We start from the raw sequence: 20,347 nt of genomic DNA on the forward strand, positions 1-20,347 counted from the left end.
GCATGACGATCGAGATCCCCGCCGCGCTCAAGCCCGTCGACGGCCGCTTCGGCTGCGGTCCGTCCAAGGTCCGCCCCGAGCAGCTGCAGTCGCTCGTCGATACCGGCGCCTCGGTGTTCGGCACCAGCCATCGCCAGGCTCCCGTGAAGAACGTCGTCGGCCGCGTGCGCGAGGGCCTGAAGGATCTCTTCTCGCTCCCCGAGGGCTACGAGGTGGTGCTCGGTAACGGCGGCACCACCGCCTTCTGGGATGCCGCGGCCTTCGGCCTGATCCGCGAGCGCAGCCAGCACTTCACCTACGGCGAGTTCAGCAACAAGTTCGCCTCGGTCGCCAAGGGCAACCCGTTCATCGGCGACCCGATCGTCGTCTCGAGCGACCCGGGCTCGGCTCCCGAGCTGGTCGCCGATGGCACCGTCGATCTCATCGGCTGGGCGCACAACGAGACCTCGACGGGTGTCGCGGTGCCGGTCAGCCGCCTCGCGGGCAGCGAGAACGCGCTCATCGCGATCGACGCCACGTCGGGCGCCGGCGGCCTGCCGGTGAACGTCGCCGACACCGACGTCTACTACTTCGCGCCGCAGAAGTGCTTCGCCGCCGACGGTGGCCTCTGGGTCGCGCTCATGAGCCCCGCCGCCCTGGCGCGCGTTGAGGAGATCAAGGCATCGGGCCGCTACACCCCCGAGTTCCTCTCGCTGCCCATCGCGGTGGACAACTCGAGCAAGAACCAGACCTACAACACCCCCGCCCTGGCGACGCTGCTGCTGTTCGCGGACCAGATCGAGTGGATCAACGGCAACGGCGGCCTCGATTGGGCCGTGGGCCGCACCAAGGATTCGAGCGACCGTCTCTATCAGTGGGCCGAGGCCAGCGAGTTCGCGACGCCCTTCGTCGCCGACCCCGCGCTGCGCAGTCAGGTCGTCGGCACCATCGACTTCGACGACACGATCGACGCCGCCGCCGTGGCCAAGACGCTGCGCGCGAACGGCATCGTCGACACCGAGCCGTACCGCAAGCTGGGTCGCAACCAGCTCCGCATCGGCATGTTCCCGGCGATCGATCCCGAGGACGTCACCGCTTTGACCAAGTGCATCGATTTCGTGGTCGAGCGCGTGTCGGCCGACGCGTAGCGAATCGAACAACTACCCTTGCACCATGCAGGAACTGCGGGTTGTGGGACTGGACGACGACGGGACGTCTGTGGTCTGCGAAGGCCCCGCGGGACGTTTCCGCCTGCCGATCGACGACACCTTGAAGGCGGCCGTGAGCGGTGAACTAGGAAGCGGCACCCAGACGGAGCTCGAGCTGGGCGCCGACCTCTCCCCGCGGGAGATCCAGGCTCGCATCCGCGCCGGCGCCACGATCGAGGAGATCGCGGAGTTCACGGGCGCCCCGAACCACCGGATCAAGCGCTTCGCGGGTCCCGTGCTGCTGGAGCGTTCGCGTGCGGCGGAGATGGCGCAGCTCGCGCACCCCGTGCGCGGCGACGGCCCGATGCATGCCACCCTCGCCGAGGTGGTCCGCTCCGCGCTCGCCGAGCGCGGCCACGCCGACACCACGGAGTGGGACGCCTTCAAGGGCGCCGACAACCGCTGGGTGGTCGCGATCAGCTGGAGCGTCGGCAAGTCGCGCAACCAGGCGCACTTCCGGTACGCGCCGGGCGCGCACGGCGGCACCGCCAGCCCCGTCGACGAAACGGCCCGCGGGCTGCTCGATCCCGACGCGCGGCAGGGCCTGCGAAGCATCGACCGGTCCTCCGACGAGCCGCTGCGCGCGGTGCCCGGCCCCGTCGCCCCCGGCCCCGTTGTGGAGGGCACCGTCGAGGAGCGTTCCGAGCGTCGTCCCGCCCAGGCCCCCGCGGCCGCGGCGGGCCAGCACGGACGCCGGCATCCGGAGATGCCCTCGTGGGAGGACGTGCTCCTCGGCGTCCGCGGCGGGAAGAACGGGTAGGTCGTGGGCGCTACAGCTGCGACGCTCTGGTTCCTCGACGTCGCGGAGCCGAAGGGCATTCTCGCGATCGTCGGCAGGCCCGACGAGGCCGCGTCCCGCGCGATCGCCGAGCAGGTGCTCGGCGAGCCCGTCGTCGGGCGGCCCGAGTCCCTCGCTCGCGCCGCGGATCCGATGCCCGGCCACGTCTACGTGGCCGCCTGGGGCGGGCTGACCGTGATCACCCACGCGGGCCTGCGCGTGGACCGGCCGAGCGAGCTCGACGAGTCCTGGTGGAACCTGGTCCCCGCACACCGCTCGTTCCTGCTGGTCACGGCCCCGGAACGGGCCGTCGGCGGGTTCGCGCTGCGCGCCGACGGAGCACGCCAGCGATCCTTCTCCGCCCACCCCGTCGACATCCTCGAGGACGAGGGCCTGCCCGAGCTCTTCGAGGGGCCATTCTGGGCCGGCGAGCACCCGCTGTCGTACGCCGAGGGCGTCACCCCGGACCCGCGCGCCCTGCCCTTCCACCCGATGGAGTTCGCGGAGCAGGCCAACCGCGAGATGCTCGGCTTCCGCTACACGCACCCGCTCGCGCCGACCGACCTCGACCCCGCCCGGATCCAGGTCATCGACTTCGTGCCCGCCTCCCAGGAGCAGGTCGTCCAGGCCCAGGCCGACGGTGCGCCGCAGCCCCCGGTGGAGCAGCCGGACCCCGGCTACGAGGACCGCGGCAGGGTCCGCAGCTTCTTCGGTTTCTGAGCCGCTCCGGGGCGACGCACAGCGGGACCGGCTGCGGGCAGAACGGGTGCGTGAGGCCATCCGCACCCGAAATGCGCCGTCGCACCCGGCATGCAGGGTGCGACGGGGCGAATCGGGTGCGGGAGCACATCCGCACCCGAATTGACTGCGGAGCGCTGTATCTCACGCAGCGCACGCGCACAGCGAGAGGTAACTGAGCAGGCATTATGCGCGGGGCGCATTGCTGTTCCGCGCGACTACTGCTCCCCGCGCGCAGCCGCCTCCCCGACCGTCGCTCCCCGCAAGACCTCCGCGGCGGCGGACCGTCGGAGCGCGTAGGCGCCGCAGAGGGCGCAGGTGACGGCGGAGACCACGCCGCCCACGAGCAGCGGCGCGGCGGGGGTGGTCACGTCGGCGATGGCGCCGAGCAGCGGCGCACCCAGGGGTGTCCCGCCGAGGAAGGCGAGCATGTAGATGCCCATCACGCGGCCTCGGTACTCGGGATCCACCGACAGCTGCATGATGCTCATCGCGGAGGTGGTGAAGGCCATCTGCAGCAGCCCGACGAGTGTCAGCAGCACTGCCACGAGCCAGAACCACGGCGCCAGCCCCGCCAGCACGGAAGCCACGCCGAAGGCGCAGCCGCCCACGAGGCAGGTCCGCAGCGACGCCATGCCCGTCCGCTTCGCGGCGAGCAGCGCCCCGGTGAGCGTGCCGACGGCGAGCAGCGTCGACAACAGGCCGTAGGCGTCGGCGCCCAACCCGAAGCCCTGGCGCGCCAGGAGCGAGAGCGCGAGCGGGAAGTTGATGCCGAAGGTGGAGACGAAGAAGACCGCGATCATCACCAGCGCCAGCTCACGCCGCCGCCGCACGTAGGCGAAGCCGGCCCGCAGCTGCCCCCGCGCTCGCGGCACCGGCGGCGCGGGGAACAGCTCGCTCGCCCGCATCAGCAGCAGCGCCGCGACGATCGCGCCCGTGAACACCGCGTTCACCGCGAACACCCACCCCGTGCCCACCCCGGCGATGAGCAGGCCGGCGATCGCCGGCCCCACGATCCGCGCGGCGTTGAAGACCATCGAATTCAGGCCGATGGCATTGGGCAGCAGCTCCGGCCCCACCATCTCGATCGTGAACGCCTGCCGGAAGGGCCCGGCGATCGCCGTCACGCAGCCGAAGACGAAGGCCAGCACGAAGACATGCCACAGCTGCACCACCCCGGTGAGCGTGAGCACCGCGAGCACGGCCGCGCACGCCGCCGCGGCGGTCTGGGTGAACATGAGTACCCGGCGCTTGTCGTAGCGGTCGGCGAGCAGGCCCGCCCAGGCGGAGAGGAACAGCGTGGGCCCGAACTGCAGCGCCATCACCACGCCGAGCACCCAGCCGCGGCCGTGGGCGAGGTCGAGTACCAGCCAGTCCTCGGCGACGCGCTGCATCCACGTGCCCACCAGGCTGACCGCCTGACCGCCGGCCCAGAGTCGGTAGTTCCTCGTTCGCAGGGAAACGAAGACGCTCGGCACTCGTCCGATAGTAGTCCTAAGTTTTCCGGAGGGTCTCAGACCAGCCCGCTGGAGAGGGCCACGACGGCCGCGAGCCAGGCCATCACGATCGCCCCTACGAAGCCTGCGCAGAAGAACCGCACCACCGGCCGCCGACGGTACGCCGACAGCACCGGCACGGCCCCCGCGGTGCCCAGCACGAGGAGGAACATCCCCAGCCATCGGTTGACCACCATCACCGCCACGAACAGCCCGGAGAGCACGCCGCCGGCGAGCATCGCCACCACCGCAGCGACGGCGGTGCCGGTGATCCACGGGGTGTAGCGCGGCGCGGTCATGTGCGGGTGCGCTCGTAGAGGGCCAGCGCCGCCGCGGTGGCGACGTTGAGGGAATCGGTGCGGCGCGACATGGGGATCCGCGCGCGCACGTCGGCCGCCGCCATCGTCGCGGGATCGAGGCCCGGCCCCTCCGCGCCCACCAGGTAGGCCACCCGTGCAGGACCGCCCGCCATCGCCGCGGCGACCGTCGCCTCCCCCGACGGGGTCAGCGCCACCGTCCGGAATCCGTGCTCCGCCAGCACGCCCAGCCCCGCATCCGGCCACCCGGTCGCGGGCAGGTGCGCGAAGGGCACCAGCAGCACGTGACCCATGGACACCCGCACCGCGCGCCGGTAGAGCGGGTCCGAGCAGCGCGGCCCGAAGAGCACCGCGTCGGCACTCAGCCCCGCACCGTTGCGGAAAATCGAGCCCAGGTTCTCGTGGTCGTTGACGCCCTCGAGCACGACGACGGTGTGCGCACCGTCCAACAGCTCCCCCGCGTCGAGCGGCGCCGGCCGGCGGGCCGCGGCGAGCACCCCGCGGTTGAGATGGAAGCCCACCACCCGCGCCATGAGGTCCGCGGTCACGAGGTAGCGCGGCACGTCCGGCGCCAGTCCCTCCAGCCGCGCCAGCTTCGACTCGCCGCCCATGATCGCGTGCGGCACGAAGCGCGACGCCAGCATCCGCTCCACCACCGGCACACCCTCGGCGAGCACGACGCCGCGCGCGAGGTCGGGCCGCTTGTCCGCGGAGGACAGGTCGCGGAAGTCGCTGAGCCGCGGGTCATCCGCGTCGTGAATCGGATAAATCGGTTGCGCCGGCACCCCACCAGCCTAATATCGAACTACGTGATCGAGATCCGTACCGCGACCGAAGCCGACTGGCCCGAGATGTACGCACAGGACGTGCACGCCTTCGGCTCCCCCTTCGAAGCCGACGCCGCACCGCTCCTCCGGCGCACCCTGGACCTGGACCGGTTCGTCGTGGCCCGCGACACCACCGACGGCACGCTCGTCGGCGTGGCGGGCTCCTTCGCGCTCACCCTGACGGTGCCGGGCGGCGCGCAGCTCGCCGCGCCCGGCGTCACCTGGGTCTCGGTGGCGCCCAGCCACCGCCGCATCGGAGTGCTGCGGACGATGATGGACGAGTTGCACTCCCGCTACCGGGCCGCCGGCAACGCCGTCGCGATCCTCACCGCGAGTGAGGGCACCATCTACGAGCGGTTCGGCTACGGCGTCGCGACCATCGTCGACGAGGTGACCATCGCCCGTCGCACCGCCCGGCTGCGCACCCCGCTCCCCGGTCCGCTGCGCACCCGCATCACCGACGCCGTGGCCGCACGCGAAGCCGTCGAGGACCTGTACCGGCGGTGGCACGCCGCAACCCCGGGTTCGGTATCCGCGGAACAGTTCTGGGAGCTCTTCCACGCCGACCCGGAGTGGGCGCGCTGGGGCGGCACGGCCCGCAGGCTGCTGCTGCACCCGGACGGCTACGTCGCCTACCGCGTGGACGAGAAGGATCGCGCGCAACTCGACGACGTCCGCGCCCTCACCGACGAGGCCACCGCCGACCTGTGGCAGACGGTCCTCGGGCTCGACACCTTCGACGAGGTGACCGCCGACCTGCCGCCGGACCATCCGCTGCGGGAGATGCTCGTCGACCCGCGCTCGGTGAAGGTCACCGACCACAAGGACCGGCTGTGGCTGGCCTTCCTCGACGTGCCCGCCGCCCTCGAGGCCCGGACCTACGAAAGCGACGGCGATGTCGTGCTGAGCGTGGACGGCACCGCGTACCGGCTCACGGTCGACGGCGGCATCGCGCGGTGCCGGACCACGGAAGAGGCACCGTCGGTCTCGCTGAGCGGGCCGACGCTCGCCGGGCTGTACCTCGGTGCGGTATCACCGAGCACCCTGGCCCGCGCCGGCCGGATCGCGGGAAACTGGAAGGCGCTGCGGATTTTCGTCACCGCGTGTCGACCGGAACTCGGGACCTCGTTCTGAATTCGCCGACCGCCCCGATTCAATGACGGATAAGGAACGGCCCTATCGGAATCACACCGATAGGGCCGTTCGATATTCGATCGAGAATCCGACGGGATTCAGCTTTGCTTCTCTTCGGCGGCAATGAGGCCGTTGAGAATTCCCACCGCGTCACCGAGCGTCGCGCGCTGCTCGGGCGGCAGATCGTCGAGCTTGCCGCGCAGCCACGCCTCGCGCGCCGCGGCCTCGCCCGTGATGACCTGTTCGCCCTCGTCGGAGAGGCTGACGATCACCTGGCGGCCGTCGGTGGGGTGCGGGGCGCGCCGGACCAGCCCCAGGTCGGCGAGGGAGGCGATGACCCGGGTCATCGACGGCGGCTGCACGCGCTCGCGCGCCGCGAGTTGCCCGGGCGTGAGCGGCCCGTCGTTAGCAAGCGCGTTGAGCGCGGAGAGCTGCGTCAAAGAGACGAGCGAATCGCGACGCCGGCCGCGGAGGTGGCGGGCGAACCGCACGGTGGCGAGAGCGAGCTCTCCCGCCAGCCGATCGTCATTGTCAGTCACGGCGTTAGAGTACATCTGACTACTGCAATTGCGCGCATGAACCCCGGGAGTAACGATGAACCTTCAAGGGAACGAGCCGGGAAACACCGTCACAGCACCCGAACTTCCCCGCGCCGCGACCGAGCCCCGGCCCGTCGTCATCGCCGGGACGATTGCGTTCGCAGTGGCCCTCGTCATCACCCTGCTGGCCCGCGGGACCTTCGGCGACGCATGGATCGTGTGCGCGTGCGGCGTCGGCGTCGGCGCGTTCGGGGCCACCGTCCTCACCCTGCAGCGGCGGGCGGCCCTGCGCGGCGATCGGGGAGCACAGCGCGGTCTCGTGTGAGCCGCAGCACACCCAGCCCCAGAGCGACCACGAGAGCGCCGATCGTCCACCCCGCCACCACGTCGAGCAGCCAGTGCGCGGCCAGGTACACCCGGCTCAGGCCGATGGCGAATGTTCCGACCAGCGCGGCCACCAACGGCCACCGTCGGCCCGTCAGCGCGTAGGCGGCCACGGCAAAGGTGCCGAGGACCACCATCGAGTTCAACGCGTGCCCGGACGGGAAGCTCTCCGACGAGATCACCACGAGCCGGGGCGGGAACGGCGGCCGCTCCCGCCCGAAGAGAGTCTTGAGCACGACCATCAGCCCTAGCCCGAACAACTGGGTCAGGCCGCAGTACAGCGCCCAGTCCGCTCGCCTGGAGCGCAGCAGCAGGTAGAGGAACCCGGCGATGCCGATCGCCCACATGGACGCGGTGTTCCCCACCGTCGTGATCGCGCGCATCACCGCGGTGAGCGCGTCCCCACGGATCGAGAGCATCCAGTCGAGCGCGCCCTGATCGACGGGGTTGGGCCATGCGTCGCCGTCGGTCACCACCGTCTCGACTGTACGTGGAGCACACCGTCCGCCACGACGTACGGGACGCGGCGCTCGGCCCCGCCGACCGCGACCACGAGCTCGTCGTGGACGTGCACCTCCGCCGCGTCGGGCAGTTCCCCGAGGGCCTGAGCCAGTGTGACGCCCGGGTGCGCGCCGCGCGCGAAGCGGTCGCCGGCGCCCAGGACCTCGACCGGTTCGGCGCCCGCGAGGGGCAGGTCCAGCGTGTCGGCGAGGTCCGCGGCCACGTCGAGCCCGCCGAAGACCAGCCCCGACGCGGTGAACCGCGCGTGCGGCACGTCGAGCACCGCGGCGTCGTCGGCGTCGAGGACCTCCCCGTCGATGCCCCGGACCCGGGCGGGGAGCTCCGCGAGCCGGTGCCCCGCGATCGCGCGGTGCGCGGCGATCACCACGGCGGGCGACGGCGTGCGCGCCGGATCGGCGAGCGCGTCGACCAGCACCTGCGCGTCCGCGTCCGTGCGGACGGCGTGCAGCAGCGCCGCCCGAAGCCGCGGCGCGGCGGGGTGCGTGCATGGGTCGAGCAGCCCGGCGAAGGTCTCGTCGTCGGGCGACCGCAGCCGGCCGAGCCCAGTGCGGGTGTGCAGCCACCAGGCGGTGTAGCCGTCCGGATCGTCCAGCACGCCGGGCAGTTCCGCCAGCAGCGCGTACGCGGGCTCCCAGTGCTCGACCAGGTCGAGGTCGCGGACCGCGATGAGCTCGTCGGGCTCCCCCGGCAGCTGCGCCCACCACTCGTCCGCGCCGTCGAGGCTCCCGTCGGGCTCGGTCGGCAGGGGCTCGCGGAGCACCCCGAAGGACCAGCCGACGCCGATCGCGCGCAGTGCCTCCGCGGGGTACCGCGCCTCGAAATCGGGGGCGACGGTGCCGTACGGGTGGTCCTCCCCCAGCACCGCGCGCAGCGGCGCGGCCGCGGCCAGCAGCTCGTCGGCGGGGTACAGCGCGCCGTCGTCGCCCGGGACGGGCAGCAGGCCCAGGAAGCTCGGCCCGACGGTGCCGCGCCCGATCAGCCCCAGCACGGCCTCGGTGAGCTCGAGATCCGCGTCGGTGGCGCCGGCCTCCCAGTCGATCCGGCCCACCTCCTCGCGCAACGCGGGATCGCCGAGCAGGTCCACGGGGCTCAGCCGCCGCGCGCCCGCCCGCTCCAGCAGCGGGTGCGCCGCCGCGGGGTGCACGATCCGCGCCCAGGTGACCAGCGCCAGCGCGTCGGCGTCGCCGGCGACGAGGCTCGCGCCGCGCGCCCCGGTCACCACGCGCCCATCGGCGAGCGGCACCGGCAGCGCGCCCAGGTCGTCGGCGGGCAGACGGGCGGCGTCGAGCGCGGTGTACAGCTCGCCGTACCAGGCCGGATCGCGGTCGCGCGGCACCGCGTCGGCGAGGTCCGCCGCGGTCAGCTCGCGGGCGCCGAGCGCCACCAGGCGCGCAGCGTCCGGCGCCGAGGAGTATGCGGGCAGCGCCAACGGAAGCGCCTCGCACAACAGAGTATTCAGCTCGACGGTGAGCCCGGGAAGCACCGCGGCGCGGTCCGGCCGCAGCCGCGCACCGTCGGGCCCGGGGACCCAGGCGTGCCCACGCAGCTCGTCCTCGAGCGCCTCCCGCAGCAGGGCGTCGACGGGGCCGGCCGGCGGCCGGCGCGGCGGCAGCAGCGCCATCGGGTCGGGCTGCGCGGCGACGAAGGAGGCGTAGCCGCGGACCGCGAGGGCGACGTCCGCGTCGGGGTGCAGGCGGCGGCGGTCCGGCGTAGTCGGCAGGTCGGCGATGACCCGCACGGGCAGGGTCAGCGGCTCGTCTGTGCGGGTGGGCGCGTGCAGGAACCGCGCGTCGGCGCCGATCACCCACCGCGCGTGCGGGCCGTGCCCGGTGACGAGGTCGGGGGTTTCGAACCGTTCGTCGCCGACGGTGACCGTCGCGAGCGCGGGCAGGTCCAGGAGCAGGTCCGCGGCCTGATCGGCGAACTCGGCGAGCAGCGCGGGATCCACGCCGACCAGCACGATCTCGGTCGCGAAGCCCGCGCGCGGGGGCGTGGCGACGGGGTACGGCAGGCGCATCGCGGCGACCTCGTCGAGGCCGGAATCGGCGCGGGAGCGCTCCGCGGAGAAGACGATCCCGCCGCCCGTCGACCGGATCTCGACCTGGTCGGTCACCGCCAGGACCGCGGCGAAGCCGACGCCGAACCGGCCGACGGAGGCACCGTCGGACTTGGGCGAGACGCGCAGCGCGGCGAGGGACGCGACCCCGGACTTCGACAGCGGGGCGCCGGTGTTGGCGACGTGCACGCCGTCGGCCTCGGCCCAGACGGCCAGCTCGCCGGGGATCCCGGCGGCGGTGGCGGCGTCGGCGGCGTTCTGCGCCAGCTCGACGGCGACGCGGTCGCGGTAGCCGACGGTGACCAGGTCCCGCTCGGCGGCGAGATCCTCGGCCGCGCGGGTGGGCGAATCGCGCCAGGCGGCGAGGGTCGCGCGGCGCAGCGCGGCGGTACCGAACGGATCGGCGGCCATGTCAGGCCTGCTCGGCGGGGACCTTCTCGACGGCGCCGTCGTCGTAGGGCTCGTACGCGGGGCTCCCCTGGCCCGACGGTGCCGTGACCGAGGAGTGCGCGCCGCAGCCGTAGTGCGCGTGCACGACGCGACCGTCGGCCGAATACTCGTTGCCGCAGGCGCCGAAGGCCGCACCCAGCGCGCCGGCCAGCGGCAGGAAGAAGGCGCAGTCGCCGCAGTGGTAGCGGGTGGAGCGGGCCATCTCGGACTCCGGGCCGAAGTCGCCGGCCAGCCAGCGCTCGGCGGCGTCGATCCGGCCGATCCGCGACATCACGCGCTCGAGGTTCACGCCGATCTCGCCGGCCACGTCGTCGAGGGCCGGGTCACCCGACAGGGTGTGACCGGGCTCGATGCGCACGTCGTTCTCGCGGGGCGGCAGCGTATCGCCCGGGGCGAGGTCGCCCGCGCGGATCCGCTCCTCCCACGGCACCCACTCGGGGGCGGTGAGCGAGTCGGGTCCGGGCAGCAGCGCTGTCTCCGAGACCGTCAGCTCCCCGCCGGGGGTCGCGGCGATCACCGCGCACCACTGCCAGCCGCGGTACGCGGGTACGTCGGCCTCGAAGTAATGGGCCACCGCGAACTCGTCCTCGACCACGGTGGCGACGTGAGCGCCCACCCGGGCGCCCTCGTCGGCCTCCAGTACGGCGCGCGCGAGGTCGACCGCGGCGCCTGACTGCAATGTGGAACTCACCCGTCCGATTGTGCCGGATGGCGGGCGCGCAGGTGCAGCCGGGCGGCACACGCCCCCGAAGACGGCACCGCCGCGGATGCGGAACAATGGTCGGTGTGAGCGGTCATCCGGGGCAACAGCAGTATCCCCCCGACGAGCCCCGGCGCCGTCCGGGGCCGACGCCGCATGCCCACAGCGGGCAGTCCGTGCGGCAGGGGTCGGGCGGCGATGCGCGCCCGCAGTACACCTCGAACCACCATCTCCCCCCGCTCGAGGACACCCCGACCTCAGCCGACCGGCGCGCGGCCGAGGAAGAGCAGCGGCGGATGCCGCGCAAGATCACGGTCACCCGGGTGGCGGCCATGCGCAGCCGTGAGATCACCGAGGCCGGGATCGCGAAATGGCATCAGGCCACCAAGGCCGACGGTGCGGACAAGTCCGGCCTCACGGCGCTCACCTACCCGGTGATCCTCAACAACGCCGTCGACGCCGCGATGATGGTGGCGCTGGCGAACACGCTGTTCTTCGCGGCAGCGCAGGCCGAGTCGAAGTCGAAGGTCGCTCTGTACCTGCTGGTGAACATCGCGCCCTTCGCGATCATCGCGCCGTTCATGGGGCCGCTGCTGGACCGCATCCAGCACGGCCGCCGGGTCGCGCTGGCGGCGTCCTTCGGGATCCGGGTCGCGCTGGCGGTGCTGCTCATCACGAACTGCGAGTACGACCCGATCGCGAACACCGTCAACTTCGATCCGTGGGTGCTCTATCCCTGTGCGCTCGCGATGATGGTGATGAGTAAATCCTTCTCGGTGCTCAAATCCGCGGTGGTGCCGCGGGTGATGCCACCATCGATCGACCTGGCCCGAGTCAACTCGCGGCTCACCCTGTTCGGCCTGGTCGTGGGCTCGGGCGTGGGCGGCGCGATCGCCGCGGGCGCCGAGTTCGGGCTCAGCCGGATGCTGCACATCCCCGGCGGTATGTACGCGCTCATGGTTTTCGCGGTGCTCGGCGCCGTGATGTGCATGCGCATCCCGAAGCGGGTGGAGAGCACGGCGGGCGAGGTGCCCACCACCCTGTCGTACACCGGCGCGATGGCACGCGACGCGGAACGGCAGGCGGACCGCGCGTACGCCGAACGCGGGCACGACACGGAGGGCAGCCGCGCGAAGCTCGGCGCGGCGTTCAAGAACCTGCGGGTGCCGCTCGGCCGCAGCGTGGTCACCGGACTGTGGGGCAACACCACGATCCGCGTGCTCACCGGCTTCCTCACCCTGTACGTCGCCTTCTACAGCAAAGCGGAGCAGGCGGCGGGCGGCTCCGCCACCGAGTCCCTGCTGATGATCGGAGCGGTCGGCGCGGCCGCCGGAATCGGCAACTTCATCGGCAACGGCATCGGCGCCCGGCTGCAGCTACCGAGGCCCGCGCGCATCGTCGTGCAGGCGACGGTCGCGGCCACCGTCGGCGCGATCATCGCGACGGTCTTCGGCAACCTCATCGTGGTCGCCGCTGTGACCTTCGTCGCGTCCGGGGTGTCGGCGCTTGGCAAGGTCTCGCTCGACGCGTCGATCCAGGACGACCTACCCGACGAGTCCCGGGCCTCCGCCTTCGGCCGGTCCGAGACGGCGCTGCAACTCGGCTGGGTCGGCGGCGCCGCGCTGGGTGTGCTGCTGCCGCCCACGCTGTGGATCGGCTTCGCGACCGTCGCCGCGATCATGGTCGTCGGCACCGTACAGACGGTGCTCACCTACCGCGGCGGCTCGCTGATCCCGAACTTCGGCGGCAAGCGGCCGGAACACGTCCCACCCACGATGAACGGTGTCTGAATTGATCAAGCCCAGCCCGAAGCTCCTCCTCGCCGGCGCGGTGTTCGCCGTCGCCGCGGCGGTGCTGTTCGCCTTCACCATCGTCGCCGGGCTCGAGAAGCGGGACGAGCCGAAGCCCCGACCCACGCTGCAGGCCACCGTCGGGAAGACGATGCTGAACGTCGCTCCGATGCAGTTCTGCACCAACGTCCAGGCGTCGGCCTGTGACACTGCGCAGCGCCCGGTGAAGCTGCCGGTGGAGTTCGGCCAGGCGATCGTCATCTCACTGCCCGAATACATCACCGAGCGCCCCTGGTTCCTGACGGTGCAGCGCTACGACCCGAAGCGCGGCCAGGCGAAGCTCGACACGATCACCCACGTCGATCCCGCCGAGGCGACGCTCGTGCTCAAGTCGACCGAAGACCTGTGGGTCGCGGCCGTGGAGATCAACGTCCCGTCGCAGTACCAGGACGCGTCGGGCAACCTCATCGCCCAGGCCGTCTGGGGCATCGACACGACGCCCAAGGACTTCGCGCTCGTCCAGAAGCCGTAACAGCCGCGCATTTCGGGTGCGGATGAGCTCCCGCACCCGCTTCGCCCAGTCGCACCCGGCGTACCGGGTGCGGCTGCGCGGTTCGGGTGCGGATCGCTTGTGGATGGCCATTGTGGGCTGTGGATAACTCGCGGTGCAGAGCTGGTCGCGCCGCGCCGCTGCGGTTGAATCTCCGCATGGGGGAGATCATGCCGCGGGCGCATCTGCGTTCGATCGGCTGGAGCAGCAATACGATCACGAAAGCGGTGCGGGCCCAGAAGCTGATCCGGTCAGCGCCCGGACTCTACATAGAACCCGGTGACACATAGAACCCGGTGACCGCAGCGCCGCCGAGTTGTACCGCACCAGAGTCATCTCGACCATGCAGCGACGGCGCGGAGCGGCGAGCCATCAGAGCGCTGCGCAGCTGCACGACATCCCCTATTTCGAGCCTGATCGCTCACTGGTCCACATCACAGTCGATCGGCCCGGCGGCGGAGGCGTGCGCGGGAAGAACTTCCTCCACCCGCGTCCGCTCCCGCCGGCGGACGTCGTCGAGGTCGACGGGAGCGCCGTCACCTCCCGCACTCGCACCGCCGTCGACGGCGCCATGACCGGCAGCCTCATCCGCGCGGTGATCGGTTTCGACGCGATCCGCCGCGTGCGACGGTATCCGTCGGCGGACGATCCGCTGCCTGTTCCCCGCGCCGAGATCCAGGAATGTCTCGACCGGTTGGGCCGTCGACAAGGCTCGGACGTCGCGCGACAGGGACTCGCTATGTCCGTGGACAAGAGCGAGTCCGCGGGTGAATCGTGGGCGCGGATGCAGATGCTCGCGTGGGGGCTTCCGTCACCCGAGCTCCAGGTCGGGTATCACCTCGGCGACGCGACCTACTTCGCCGACTTCACCTTCGGCGAATCGCTCATCGGAGAATTCGATGGACGCGGCAAGTACGGCGAGACCGACGCGGAGAAGGCGGAGGCACTTGAGCGGGAGAAGGCACGCCAAGAGGAGTTCGAGAAAGCGGGCTTCGAGGTCGTCCGGTTCGGCTGGCGCATCCTCAAGCGCGACGGCGCTCTCCGTGCGCTGCTCAGCCCGTCCTTGCGGCGTCACGGGCTGCTCGAGGCGGGATAGGCACGCGCAGATCGGGTGCGAACGAGCTCTCGCACCTGATTCACCCGGTCGCACCCGGCGTACCGGGTGCGGCTGCGCGATTCGGGTGCGGATCGGTTCTCGCACCCGTTTTGCGCAACCGCGGACCTAGGAGTCCAGCTCCCGGGCGATCTCGCGGAGCACCTTGGCGATCTGCTCGGAGGCCTTGCGGTCCGGGTAGCGGCCCTTGCGGAGCTCGGGCTGCACGCCCACGTCGAGCAGCTGGATCATGTCCTCGATCAGCACGTTCAGGTCCTCGGCAGGTCGACGGTTCGCCGCCGGCCGACGGCCGCGCTGGGCACCCGCCGCCGCGCCGCGCGAGACGCTGGGGGCGGGCTCGAGCACGGTCACCGTCAGCGCCTGCGGGCCGCGACGTCCGGCGGCCATGCTGAACTCGACGCGCTGGCCCTGCTTGAGCCCCTCGGCCCCGTCGGGCAGCGCGGAGGAACGGACGTACACGTCCTCCCCGCCCTCCTGGGAGAGGAAGCCGAAGCCCTTGTCCGTGTCGTACCACTTGACCTTGCCGGTAGGCACCGTCATCACCCGCTCTGCACTAAGAACAACAAAACGCGCCCCGCGAACGGCGGGACGCACTGGGACTAGTCTAAAGGGCATGGGCAAGTTCGTTTCCGTCGCCGTCTCCGCCGCGATCGCGCTGTTCGCGATCGGGCTGATCGCGATCGCGGCCCTCTTCCTCACGCCGCTCCTCGCGGGCGGAACCACCGCCCCCACCTGGGTGTATGCGCTGACGCCGCTCGCGCCCGTGGGTTTCCTCGTCGGCGTGATCGCGGTGATCCTCGGCGGCCGGGCTGGAGACGGCGAGCCCCGGCCATGAGGCCGCTGGTCGACCGTTACGGGCGCGTCGCGCGCGACCTCCGGGTCTCCCTCACCGACCGGTGCAACCTGCGATGCACCTATTGCATGCCCGCCGAGGGCCTCCCCTGGCTCGCCAAAGACCACGTCCTGACGGGACCGGAGATCGACCGACTCATCACGATCGGCGTCCGCGATCTCGGAATCACGGAGATCCGATTCACGGGCGGTGAGCCGCTACTGCGTGCCGACCTCGATCGCATCGTCGCGCATGCCGCGGCGCTGGAGCCGCGGCCCGAGATCTCGCTGACCACGAACGGGCTGTCCCTGGCCCGGCACGCGGCCACGCTCGCCGGGGCAGGCGTAGACCGCGTGAACGTCTCCCTCGACACCGTCGACCGAGAGGAGTACGCGAAGGTCACCCGGCGCGACCGCCTCGACGACGCCCTGGCTGGCCTGCGCGCCGCCGCCGGCGCCGGCCTCACTCCGGTGAAGGTCAACGCCGTCCTCGGCCCGGGGCGTCTCGACGACGCGCGTCCCCTGCTGCGGCTCTGCCTCGACGCGGGCTACGAGCTGCGGATCATCGAGCACATGCCGCTCGACGCCGACCACACATGGGACCGGGACACCATGATCACGGCCGAGCACATCCTGGCCGAGCTGCGTCGCGAGTTCACCCTCACGCCCGACGGGGAGCCGCGCGGCAGCGCCCCCGCCGAGCGCTTCCTAGTCGACGGTGGTCCCGCGACGGTGGGTGTCATCGCCTCGGTCACGCGACCCTTCTGCGGCGACTGCGACCGCGTCCGCCTGACGGCCGACGGCCAGATCCGCACGTGCCTGTTCGCCGCCGACGAGACCGACCTCAAGCCACTGCTCCGCGGCGGCGCGTCGGACGAGGAGATCGCCGACGCGTGGCTCGCCGCGATGCTGGGCAAGCAGGCCGGCCACGGCATCGACGACCCGTCCTTCCTGCAGCCCTCCCGTCCCATGAGCGCGATCGGGGGCTGACGGCGTGCTGATCCGTTACTTCGCCGCCGCGCGCGCCGCGGCCGGCGTGTCAGAGGAGACCGTGGCGGTACCCGACGGTGCCACGGTCGCCGACGTCGCCGGGCTCCTGTCGGTGCGGCACCCCGGGCTGGAACGAGTGCTCACCCGCTGCAGCTTCCTCCAGGACGAAGTGGCAGTGCGTGACGTCGCGGCACCCGCGACCGGCGCGATGCTCGACGTGTTGCCGCCGTTCGCCGGCGGCTGATGGATGCCCGCACCCACGAGTGACATCAGTCACACATCGCAAAATCACGGTCCGGTAACGGTTGGGCCACGGGCCGGGTTCTGTTACCGTCGCTGAGGGCCGCATCAGCAGCCACCCGATCGTTCGCAGCGCAGAGCTTCGTCCAGCGTTCGATTCGGGAAATGCATCACGATCTACACCTGGACGAAGGCGGAGGAACCATCCGCGGCCGCGAGGCCGCAGGGCACACGCCCTAGGGGTCAAGCCGGGCAACCGGCCGAGCAGCCTCTCGCTCGAACCCGACAGCTAACTTCGTACGCGCGTAGAGAGGAAAGACTTCCCACGATGACCGGTCGTCACCGCAAGCAGTCCACCACCAGCCTGAGCGCCGCGAAAATCGCGGCCGCCGGCGCGATGCTGGGTGGCGCGGGTCTCGCGCTCGCCGCCCCCGCCGCGAACGCCGCCCCCGATTCCCAGTGGGACCAGGTCGCCGCGTGCGAGTCCGGCGGCAACTGGGCCATCAACACCGGCAACGGCTACCACGGCGGCCTGCAGTTCAGCCCGTCGACCTGGGCCGCCTACGGCGGCACGCAGTACGCCCCCACCGCCAACCAGGCCAGCCGCGCGCAGCAGATCGCCATCGCCGAGAAGGTCCTCGCCGGCCAGGGTAAGGGCGCATGGCCCTCCTGCGGCACCGGCCTCGGCGCCCCGACCCCGCGCACCGTCTCCCCCACGGACGCGGGCACCACCAAGCCGGTCAGCAAGCCCGCCGCCAAGCCGGCTGCGAAGCCGGTCGCGAAGCCGGCCGCCACCAAGCCCGTCGCCAAGCCCGTCGCCAAGCCGGCTGCGAAGCCCGCAGCGAAGCCGGTCGCCAAGCCCGCCGCGCAGGCCGGCCAGTCGGTGAACGCCCAGTACATCAACCAGGTCATCTCGCAGGCCCAGAGCGGCGGCCAGCAGGTCGACCCCGCCGTGCTTGCCATGCTGCAGCAGGCCGCGGCCAAGGGCTACTGAGCCCACCGCAGAACACACGTCCCACGAGGGGCCTCCGGCATCGCGCCGAAGGCCCCTCGTGGCGTTTCCGGGTCCGGACGGCGACACCCGGTCGATCACAGCGAAGTAGTGTTTTGCATTCGCACACGATCTGCTAGGTTCACTGTCGGTCGTATTCGCGAATGCAAAGTTCGATAGGAAAGAGAGCCTCGGATGATCGCTCGCCACCGCTCCTCGGGCACCGCCGGCCGGGTCGCCGCTCTCAGCGCGCTGATCGCCGCAGCGGGACTCGTCGTCGCAGCTCCCGCCACAGCCACGCCAGGCTGCCCCTGCAACCCCGTCCTGCCCCTCCCCACGCCCGGCGCCTCCGCGAAGCCCGTAGCTGCGAAGCCGGCGCCGGCCAAGCCCGGCGCGGTGAACGTGCCCGGCGTGGGCCCGGTCGCCGTGCCCGGCCTGGGCAGCGGCGCGGGCACCGGCACCGTCGGCACGGGTGCGGTCGCGCCCGGTGGCCGCACGGGCTCCGCCGCGGCAACCCCCGCGGGCACCGGCGCGCCCGTTCCGACCGGCGTCCCTGCCGGCATCGGCGGCGCAGCGATCCCCACCGGGACAGGCACCGGCACGGTCCCCACCGGCCGCGGCGTCGCCGGCACGACGCTCCCCGGCATCGGCGGCACGGCTGTCCCTGCCGGCATCGGCGCGGCCCTGCCGGTCGGCGTCGGAGGCGCGGGCTTCCCGATCGCGACGGCGAACGGCATCGGCAGCTCCAGCGGCGTGACCACGAACGGCGCGGGCGCGCGCGGGGTGGGCAGCGCGGCGGGCATCGGCACGAACGGCATCGGCGCGCAGGGTCTGACGGGCGCCGTCGGTATCCCCGGCATCGGCGTCCCCGGCACGAGCACCGGCATCAAACCGGTCCGCCCCGTCGTCCCCGCGACGGCGAACGTGCCTGTGCGCCCGGCCAACCCGGCCGGCACCATTCCCGACGGCGTGCTCGGCGCACCGGTCGTCCCCGGACACCTGGGAATCCCCCTGTTCACTCCGCGCCCGTGCGACCCCACGAAGGTCACCACGTGCGCGTAGTACCGGTCACCGAACAACGAACCGGCTGAAGGGTGGGTCGGCGGCTACGCGCTGCCGACCCACTCCTCTGTTCCGTCCCGGAACAGCTGGTGCTTCCACACGGGCAGCGCCTCCTTGACCGCGTCGACGACCCGCGCGCACGTCGCGAACGCCGCCGCACGATGGTCAGCCGACACCGCGACGACGAGCGCCGCGTCGCCGATCGCCAGCGGGCCCACGCGATGCGAGACCGCGACCGCCCGCACGCCCTCGGCGGCGTCCGCCTCGCGCTGCACGACCTCCGCGATGACGCGCTCCGCGGTGGGGTGCGCCGAGTACTCCAGCCCGGTCACGCCGCGGCCACCGTCGTGATCGCGCACGGCGCCGATGAAGCCGACGACCGCACCCGCCTCGGGCCGCGTCACTGCCGACTCGTGCGCCGCGAGGTCGATCGGATCCTCGGTCACCCGGGCGAAGACGACCTCCGCCGCGGGCTTCTCAGCCATGGTCGCCACCGCGGATCTGGTCGAGCGCGTGGAGAAGGACCCCATCGAGCACGACGAGGCCGTCGCGGACCCCGCCCGACGAGCCCGGCAGGTTCACCACCAGCGAGGAGCCGGCGACGCCCGCGAGCCCGCGGCTGAGCACCGTCGTCGGAACGTCCGGCAGGCCGGACGTGCGGATGGCATTGGCGAGACCGGGGATCTCGAAGGTGAGCGCGCCGCGCGTCTCCTCGGGGGTGCGGTCGGAGGGCGTGAGCCCCGTGCCGCCGGTGGTGAGCACGACGGCGTCGCCGCGGCGGACGGCAGAGCGGATCGCAGCGCCCACCTCTTCGCCGTCGGGCACCACGACGGGCCCGTAGACGTCGAAGCCGCGCTGGTCGAGCCACGCCGCGATGGCGGGCCCGGTGGTGTCCTCGCGCTCGCCGAGGGCGGCGCGGGTGGAGGCGACCACGACGGTGGCGCAGCGGTCGCGGGACGGGCGGAGCGGTTCAGTCATCTGATCTCTCCCAGTGGCCGGTCTTGCCGCCGTCCTTGGTGAGCACGCGGACGTCCGTCATGACGGCGGCGGGGTCGAGGGCCTTGACCATGTCGTGCAGGGTCAGCCCTGCCACCGCGACGGCGGTGAGCGCCTCCATCTCGACGCCCGTCCGTCCCGTGCAGCGCACGGTGGCGGTGACGACGATCTCCGCGCCCGACGGTTGCAGGTCGACGGTCACGCCGGAGATCGGCAGGGGGTGGCACAGCGGGATCAGGTCGGCCGTGCGCTTGACCGCCATGATGCCCGCGATGCGGGCGGTGGCGAGGACGTCGCCCTTGGGGACCGCACCGTCGGCGATCGCCGTGACGACGGCTTCGGTGGTGCGGAAGATCCCGGCCGCGACCGCTGTACGGGCGGTGACGGCCTTGGCGGACACGTCGACCATGCGGGCCGCGCCCGCATCGTCGATGTGTGTCAGCTCTCCGGTCAGCGGTTGATCCGGGTCGACGGGTGCACGTACGGGATGTGCTGCTGGGGGAACTCCAGCTCACCGAACGGCGACATCGCGCCGACCACCGGGGCGGCCAGCTCGTTCACGGCGTGGGCGGCGTGGCCGTCATCCGCCTGCGGCCAGCCGTTGTCGACGTAGCCGGGCTTCTTCGCATTCGAGGTCTCAGACACGTCGCTATTC

General features: G+C 72.2%; 25 protein-coding genes and 1 riboswitch. Of the genes, 13 read left to right on the forward strand and 12 right to left on the reverse strand.

Annotation, left to right across the window (positions count from 1 at the left end):
* Window positions 1–2 precede the first annotated feature (2 nt).
* From serC to HNP44_RS13505, 3 genes are read left to right on the forward strand one after another with little or no spacing between them, the layout of a single operon-like run.
* On the forward strand, window positions 3–1,127 hold the full coding sequence (gene serC, locus HNP44_RS13495; RefSeq protein ID WP_259140947.1) for a phosphoserine transaminase: 1,125 nt from the start codon (window positions 3–5) through the stop codon (window positions 1,125–1,127).
* Between the two features lie 25 nt (window positions 1,128–1,152).
* Window positions 1,153–1,947, forward strand: a complete 795-nt coding sequence (gene sepH / locus HNP44_RS13500) for a septation protein SepH (RefSeq protein WP_259140948.1) — start codon at window positions 1,153–1,155, stop codon at window positions 1,945–1,947.
* Between the two features lie 3 nt (window positions 1,948–1,950).
* Window positions 1,951–2,685, forward strand: coding sequence for a DUF6928 family protein (locus HNP44_RS13505; protein ID WP_259140949.1), 735 nt, complete (start codon window positions 1,951–1,953; stop codon window positions 2,683–2,685).
* 236 nt (window positions 2,686–2,921) lie between these two features.
* On the opposite strand, the gene HNP44_RS13510 is transcribed toward HNP44_RS13505, so the two are convergent.
* From HNP44_RS13510 to HNP44_RS13520, 3 genes are read right to left on the reverse strand one after another with little or no spacing between them, the layout of a single operon-like run.
* Window positions 2,922–4,181 (reverse strand): MFS transporter, encoded by a 1,260-nt coding sequence (locus tag HNP44_RS13510; RefSeq protein WP_259140951.1) that lies wholly within the window; start codon window positions 4,179–4,181, stop codon window positions 2,922–2,924.
* 35 nt (window positions 4,182–4,216) lie between these two features.
* Window positions 4,217–4,498, reverse strand: coding sequence for a DUF2537 domain-containing protein (locus HNP44_RS13515; protein ID WP_259140953.1), 282 nt, complete (start codon window positions 4,496–4,498; stop codon window positions 4,217–4,219).
* Window positions 4,495–5,301, reverse strand: coding sequence for a TrmH family RNA methyltransferase (locus tag HNP44_RS13520; protein ID WP_259140955.1), 807 nt, complete (start codon window positions 5,299–5,301; stop codon window positions 4,495–4,497). The genes HNP44_RS13515 and HNP44_RS13520 overlap by 4 nt, the downstream gene beginning before the upstream one ends.
* A 24-nt stretch (window positions 5,302–5,325) precedes the next feature.
* On the opposite strand from HNP44_RS13520, the gene HNP44_RS13525 reads away from it, so the two are divergent.
* On the forward strand, window positions 5,326–6,477 hold the full coding sequence (locus tag HNP44_RS13525; protein WP_259140957.1) for a GNAT family N-acetyltransferase: 1,152 nt from the start codon (window positions 5,326–5,328) through the stop codon (window positions 6,475–6,477).
* A gap of 98 nt (window positions 6,478–6,575) precedes the next feature.
* On the opposite strand, the gene HNP44_RS13530 is transcribed toward HNP44_RS13525, so the two are convergent.
* On the reverse strand, window positions 6,576–7,016 hold the full coding sequence (locus HNP44_RS13530) for a MarR family winged helix-turn-helix transcriptional regulator (protein WP_259140959.1): 441 nt from the start codon (window positions 7,014–7,016) through the stop codon (window positions 6,576–6,578).
* Window positions 7,017–7,071: 55 nt separating this feature from the next.
* Here HNP44_RS13530 and HNP44_RS13535 point away from each other — a divergent pair, with 55 nt between their 5' ends.
* Window positions 7,072–7,341, forward strand: a complete 270-nt coding sequence (locus HNP44_RS13535; protein WP_259140961.1) for a DUF2530 domain-containing protein — start codon at window positions 7,072–7,074, stop codon at window positions 7,339–7,341.
* On the opposite strand, the gene HNP44_RS13540 is transcribed toward HNP44_RS13535, so the two are convergent.
* From HNP44_RS13540 to HNP44_RS13550, 3 genes are read right to left on the reverse strand one after another with little or no spacing between them, the layout of a single operon-like run.
* Window positions 7,280–7,876: a phosphatase PAP2 family protein gene (locus HNP44_RS13540; RefSeq protein WP_259256889.1), complete on the reverse strand. Its 597-nt coding sequence runs from the start codon at window positions 7,874–7,876 to the stop codon at window positions 7,280–7,282. The two genes, HNP44_RS13535 and HNP44_RS13540, sit on opposite strands and share 62 nt — an antisense overlap.
* A complete protein-coding gene (locus HNP44_RS13545; protein WP_259140963.1) occupies window positions 7,870–10,389 on the reverse strand; it encodes a sacsin N-terminal ATP-binding-like domain-containing protein in 2,520 nt (839 codons plus the stop codon). The genes HNP44_RS13540 and HNP44_RS13545 overlap by 7 nt, the downstream gene beginning before the upstream one ends.
* Before the next feature lies 1 nt (window position 10,390).
* Window positions 10,391–11,119 (reverse strand): DUF3027 domain-containing protein, encoded by a 729-nt coding sequence (locus tag HNP44_RS13550; protein WP_259140964.1) that lies wholly within the window; start codon window positions 11,117–11,119, stop codon window positions 10,391–10,393.
* A gap of 86 nt (window positions 11,120–11,205) precedes the next feature.
* Here HNP44_RS13550 and HNP44_RS13555 point away from each other — a divergent pair, with 86 nt between their 5' ends.
* The 3 genes from HNP44_RS13555 (at window position 11,206) to HNP44_RS13565 (ending at window position 14,564) form a co-directional block, all read left to right on the forward strand.
* Window positions 11,206–12,918 (forward strand): MFS transporter, encoded by a 1,713-nt coding sequence (locus tag HNP44_RS13555; RefSeq protein WP_259140965.1) that lies wholly within the window; start codon window positions 11,206–11,208, stop codon window positions 12,916–12,918.
* A complete protein-coding gene (locus tag HNP44_RS13560) occupies window positions 12,911–13,450 on the forward strand; it encodes a DUF2771 domain-containing protein (protein ID WP_259140966.1) in 540 nt (179 codons plus the stop codon). Before HNP44_RS13555 ends, HNP44_RS13560 begins: the two co-directional genes overlap by 8 nt.
* 361 nt (window positions 13,451–13,811) lie before the next feature.
* Entirely contained in the window at window positions 13,812–14,564 is a 753-nt protein-coding gene (locus HNP44_RS13565; protein WP_259140967.1) for a hypothetical protein, read from the forward strand.
* Window positions 14,565–14,690: 126 nt separating this feature from the next.
* Here HNP44_RS13565 and HNP44_RS20830 read toward each other — a convergent pair whose 3' ends face one another.
* Window positions 14,691–15,116, reverse strand: a complete 426-nt coding sequence (locus HNP44_RS20830; RefSeq protein WP_310437692.1) for a cold-shock protein — start codon at window positions 15,114–15,116, stop codon at window positions 14,691–14,693.
* A gap of 79 nt (window positions 15,117–15,195) precedes the next feature.
* Here HNP44_RS20830 and HNP44_RS13575 point away from each other — a divergent pair, with 79 nt between their 5' ends.
* From HNP44_RS13575 to HNP44_RS13595, 5 genes are all read left to right on the forward strand, one after another.
* On the forward strand, window positions 15,196–15,417 hold the full coding sequence (locus tag HNP44_RS13575) for a hypothetical protein (RefSeq protein WP_259140969.1): 222 nt from the start codon (window positions 15,196–15,198) through the stop codon (window positions 15,415–15,417).
* Complete coding sequence (gene moaA / locus HNP44_RS13580; RefSeq protein ID WP_259140971.1) at window positions 15,414–16,403, forward strand: GTP 3',8-cyclase MoaA; 990 nt, start codon at window positions 15,414–15,416, stop codon at window positions 16,401–16,403. Before HNP44_RS13575 ends, moaA begins: the two co-directional genes overlap by 4 nt.
* A gap of 4 nt (window positions 16,404–16,407) precedes the next feature.
* Window positions 16,408–16,647, forward strand: a complete 240-nt coding sequence (locus HNP44_RS13585; RefSeq protein ID WP_259140973.1) for a MoaD/ThiS family protein — start codon at window positions 16,408–16,410, stop codon at window positions 16,645–16,647.
* A 152-nt stretch (window positions 16,648–16,799) separates the two neighbouring features.
* A riboswitch (cyclic di-AMP (ydaO/yuaA leader) is annotated at window positions 16,800–16,961 on the forward strand.
* Window positions 16,962–16,971: 10 nt separating this feature from the next.
* A complete protein-coding gene (locus tag HNP44_RS13590) occupies window positions 16,972–17,637 on the forward strand; it encodes a transglycosylase family protein (protein ID WP_259140974.1) in 666 nt (221 codons plus the stop codon).
* Between the two features lie 192 nt (window positions 17,638–17,829).
* On the forward strand, window positions 17,830–18,696 hold the full coding sequence (locus tag HNP44_RS13595; RefSeq protein ID WP_259140976.1) for a hypothetical protein: 867 nt from the start codon (window positions 17,830–17,832) through the stop codon (window positions 18,694–18,696).
* A 44-nt stretch (window positions 18,697–18,740) separates the two neighbouring features.
* On the opposite strand, the gene HNP44_RS13600 is transcribed toward HNP44_RS13595, so the two are convergent.
* The 4 genes from HNP44_RS13600 to HNP44_RS13615 are packed head-to-tail and all read right to left on the reverse strand — an operon-like array spanning window position 18,741 to window position 20,337.
* Entirely contained in the window at window positions 18,741–19,181 is a 441-nt protein-coding gene (locus HNP44_RS13600) for a molybdenum cofactor biosynthesis protein MoaE (RefSeq protein ID WP_259140977.1), read from the reverse strand.
* On the reverse strand, window positions 19,174–19,674 hold the full coding sequence (locus HNP44_RS13605; RefSeq protein ID WP_259140979.1) for a MogA/MoaB family molybdenum cofactor biosynthesis protein: 501 nt from the start codon (window positions 19,672–19,674) through the stop codon (window positions 19,174–19,176). Before HNP44_RS13605 ends, HNP44_RS13600 begins: the two co-directional genes overlap by 8 nt.
* Window positions 19,667–20,146: a cyclic pyranopterin monophosphate synthase MoaC gene (moaC, locus tag HNP44_RS13610; protein WP_259141183.1), complete on the reverse strand. Its 480-nt coding sequence runs from the start codon at window positions 20,144–20,146 to the stop codon at window positions 19,667–19,669. Before moaC ends, HNP44_RS13605 begins: the two co-directional genes overlap by 8 nt.
* Window positions 20,143–20,337, reverse strand: coding sequence for a hypothetical protein (locus tag HNP44_RS13615; protein ID WP_259140981.1), 195 nt, complete (start codon window positions 20,335–20,337; stop codon window positions 20,143–20,145). The genes moaC and HNP44_RS13615 overlap by 4 nt, the downstream gene beginning before the upstream one ends.
* Window positions 20,338–20,347 lie beyond the last annotated feature (10 nt).

Source organism: Tsukamurella ocularis (assembly GCF_024807615.1).
In the GTDB taxonomy this organism is placed as follows: Bacteria; Actinomycetota; Actinomycetes; order Mycobacteriales; family Mycobacteriaceae; genus Tsukamurella; species Tsukamurella ocularis.

Bases quoted from the DNA above. Each gene is read 5' to 3' on its own strand.
- HNP44_RS13545 (WP_259140963.1), bottom strand. From the start codon at position 10,389: ATGGCCGCCGATCCGTTCGGTACCGCCGCGCTGCGCCGCGCGACCCTC.
- HNP44_RS13595 (WP_259140976.1), top strand. From the start codon at position 17,830: ATGATCGCTCGCCACCGCTCCTCGGGCACCGCCGGCCGGGTCGCCGCT.
- HNP44_RS13605 (WP_259140979.1), bottom strand. From the start codon at position 19,674: ATGACTGAACCGCTCCGCCCGTCCCGCGACCGCTGCGCCACCGTCGTG.
- HNP44_RS13575 (WP_259140969.1), top strand. From the start codon at position 15,196: ATGGGCAAGTTCGTTTCCGTCGCCGTCTCCGCCGCGATCGCGCTGTTC.
- HNP44_RS13515 (WP_259140953.1), bottom strand. From the start codon at position 4,498: ATGACCGCGCCGCGCTACACCCCGTGGATCACCGGCACCGCCGTCGCT.
- serC (WP_259140947.1), top strand. From the start codon at position 3: ATGACGATCGAGATCCCCGCCGCGCTCAAGCCCGTCGACGGCCGCTTC.
- HNP44_RS13565 (WP_259140967.1), top strand. From the start codon at position 13,812: ATGCAGCGACGGCGCGGAGCGGCGAGCCATCAGAGCGCTGCGCAGCTG.
- sepH (WP_259140948.1), top strand. From the start codon at position 1,153: ATGCAGGAACTGCGGGTTGTGGGACTGGACGACGACGGGACGTCTGTG.
- HNP44_RS13555 (WP_259140965.1), top strand. From the start codon at position 11,206: ATGGTCGGTGTGAGCGGTCATCCGGGGCAACAGCAGTATCCCCCCGAC.
- moaA (WP_259140971.1), top strand. From the start codon at position 15,414: ATGAGGCCGCTGGTCGACCGTTACGGGCGCGTCGCGCGCGACCTCCGG.
- HNP44_RS13590 (WP_259140974.1), top strand. From the start codon at position 16,972: ATGACCGGTCGTCACCGCAAGCAGTCCACCACCAGCCTGAGCGCCGCG.
- HNP44_RS13600 (WP_259140977.1), bottom strand. From the start codon at position 19,181: ATGGCTGAGAAGCCCGCGGCGGAGGTCGTCTTCGCCCGGGTGACCGAG.
- HNP44_RS13535 (WP_259140961.1), top strand. From the start codon at position 7,072: ATGAACCTTCAAGGGAACGAGCCGGGAAACACCGTCACAGCACCCGAA.